The organism is Pseudovibrio sp. POLY-S9 (assembly GCF_001431305.1).
GTDB lineage: Bacteria > Pseudomonadota > Alphaproteobacteria > Rhizobiales > Stappiaceae > Pseudovibrio.
Genome location: NZ_LCWX01000245.1, coordinates 10,188 through 12,891, shown reverse-complemented (window position 1 = coordinate 12,891; position 2,704 = coordinate 10,188). Strand labels below are relative to the sequence as shown.

Annotated in this window: 3 protein-coding genes; 1 reads left to right on the top strand and 2 read right to left on the bottom strand. The window is 47.1% G+C overall.

Going from position 1 to position 2,704, the window contains the following annotated elements:
* Window positions 1-231 precede the first annotated feature (231 nt).
* Window positions 232-453 (top strand): hypothetical protein, encoded by a 222-nt coding sequence (locus PPL9_RS28215; RefSeq protein ID WP_057465845.1) that lies wholly within the window; start codon window positions 232-234, stop codon window positions 451-453.
* Window positions 454-639: 186 nt separating this feature from the next.
* On the opposite strand, the gene PPL9_RS28210 is transcribed toward PPL9_RS28215, so the two are convergent.
* Window positions 640-1,566 (bottom strand): hypothetical protein, encoded by a 927-nt coding sequence (locus PPL9_RS28210; protein WP_057465844.1) that lies wholly within the window; start codon window positions 1,564-1,566, stop codon window positions 640-642.
* A 31-nt stretch (window positions 1,567-1,597) separates the two neighbouring features.
* Window positions 1,598-2,413 (bottom strand): hypothetical protein, encoded by an 816-nt coding sequence (locus PPL9_RS28205; RefSeq protein ID WP_057465843.1) that lies wholly within the window; start codon window positions 2,411-2,413, stop codon window positions 1,598-1,600.
* Between the last annotated feature and the right edge of the window lie 291 nt (window positions 2,414-2,704).

Here is a 2,704-nt window from a genome sequence, read left to right as displayed (position 1 = left end):
CCATCGGGGAAATCTGCGACCTCTACAATCCGACAGAATGCTGGAACTACTTCAAAGCCGCAGGATGCATCTCAAATTAATCTCGAAACGCTTTAGGCGCCGCCAGAGACAAGCTGGCAGCTGAACTCGACGCCTAACTCTAGCTAGCCCGCAAAGAGAACAGACCCCGCCGGTAGTGCGGGGTTGCAGTCGTGAAGCCGGGCAGGGTGCCCGCTGAATGGAGGAAGTTCTATGAGAACCAGCACAATCAGAATTGCAGCACACGACTTAACCAAGGCAGGGTTTAACGCAAATCAGCCATATGAGGCCTGTGACCTGATCGCCTACGCCCTCGACGACAAAGCCGCGGTCAAAGCGCGGGTCAATGCAGACAGTATGACACTCACGGTGGAAGTGAACACCGACCAACTTATAGACGCAGCGACAACACTGCGAGAACTTGGGCTGATTTGAGCCAGGTAGATTTTAGGATATGGATTGTACCCCGCCCTGTGCGGGGTTTGCCTTTTGGCAGGGTGGTTCAGCCAGAAGCCTGATCTGAGGCAATGGAGGCCGATACCCCTTCCGGGTCTCTAGTGAAGCCCCTTCCCGGTCTATGGGCGGGCATTAGGTGTTTTTGTTTAGGCCTAAATGTCTAAATTAATCACTCTGATCTGCTGGTTCTATCATCTTGTGAGTGTTCTTGATTTCAAAGTAATCTTTCCCAATCGTTGCAACAAACTCATTGTCCCACACATCCCAATTTGGAGGAAAACTAACTTCAGCAAGTGGATTGTGAACAAAATGCAGTGGACGAACTTTGCGGGATAAATTCCCTAGCCCGATGCGTGACCAAAGTACTCCTGAGATATGAGCAAATTGTTTGTCCATAAAAGCAGTGCGAGGAGTCACCCCGCCCGCTCGCTTTATCATAGGAGCATCTGTGTACCCTTCTTCGAGAATTTTGCCAGTTACGCGGTCAAGAGTCACATATCTGTCGCCAAGTGGGAAAAGTGACGTTAGGATTAATGGAGGATCTTCGCTAACGCATACGCTAAAGCGACTTGCACTAATTGCGATAATTCTAGTGTCCTCTGGCTGAATAACGCCTTCGGCTAAGTAACGCTCGATCTTTTGAGCCTTAGTCCAGAAGGCGCTTGTTGTTCGCAACTGGGCCTGTCTAACCGGTACAGCAATTAACTTACCGCCTTCATTGAGAGGAACTGGTCGCTCAATTTGATCTGGGCCAACTTGTCCGTCATCGGGGGCGATTGCTTCAATCCAGATTCGTCGACCATTTTCTAGTACGCATATGTCTGGTTGTCCGCCTTCTTTTTCTCGTTCAGAGACGGGTAGTAGGGTGTGCCCAGCCTCCAGTAGGCTGCATCCGATATACATTTCCCAAAATCGACCGTCCACATCGCGCGCAAATCCCTCCCTAAAATCTGGATCAGCATACGGTTCATATGTTTTCCACATGCATTCAATTAATTCGTGCATTTCTTGTTCTATGCGCGATTTAGGGGACTGAATATTCTTAAACCCAAGTTCAAGATTAGAGCCATCGATTTCGAAAATTTTGGTCATATGGCTTGCACTTTCCCTGTCTTGATAGTGTTTACGAATTAAAAGATAATCTTCTTAAAAAAGTGCGTGCAGTTACGATAACGACATGTAAGCGAAAGGTGCAATGGTCTTCATCAGAAAGACCTGGGTGGGAGCCGTCTGTGTGCAACATTTTGAAAAGGCCATGTATATAGCTCTTGCCGTTTGCATGCCACTCATTGCGATCGCTTGCGAGGAAACCAACTTTGGCTAACAATGCCCGTCTGTTTTCAGAACTGCTCATTTCTCCAGCTTCTTTTGGGCGTATATTATGTGCAATGTGATCGAAAAGACTCTCGATAAACGTACGCAACTGACTATTCGCTGCGGCCCAATCTCCTCGAGTATGCGCATCAATGGCTTGATTCAAATGACCAAGGGAGGTCAGAAACCCAAAATCAATTAACAATGAATGAACTTCATCAGCGGTTTGCGGTAGTTTTATCTGTTCGGGTAGCGCAGCTCGAAGATTAGGTTCTGAGTTATAGCATTCCCGATGAAGCACATATCCATCTCGAGCCAATCCTCTCAGAAACGATATATGTAGGGTATTTTCAGAAAACTCAGGTACCAAGCGTATTGCTTCACGGACAACTGCTTCATTTAAAGTCATTGGTCCTTCTAATGTGTCGATGCAAGCGTCTGGCTGTTTTACGACGAGCCGTCCTAACAGATCGCACTTTTTTGCTACACTGAGACTAGTTTCTGATGGAATGTCGTCCTCCAGACGGAGACGAAGAATCATTTGATTGAATTTAGCTTGAGTGTGTTTTTCTAGTAATTCGATCGCAGCAATTACGGTTGGTCGTGTGAAGGCTATCGACCTCATGGAACTCTCCCTAGATGCATGATAAAGCAAATCTATTCAAATAGTTATCACGATTCGTGAGCTAATTATAATGCACTAAGAGCTGACTGCTTGGAATTCACCGACCTCCACCAGAGGTGGAAGTTCATTTTACTTACAACAAAGAGGCCTGAGAGGCACTGCGCCTCCCAAGCCAGAATATTCCTTGAGAGGCAGAACCTCTCGGTATTCCAATGCTTTTTAGCCTTTTGAGACTTCCAGTGCGCAAGGTTCAAGCAGCTCTGAGATCTTCTCGCTACTTCCCTGCACATC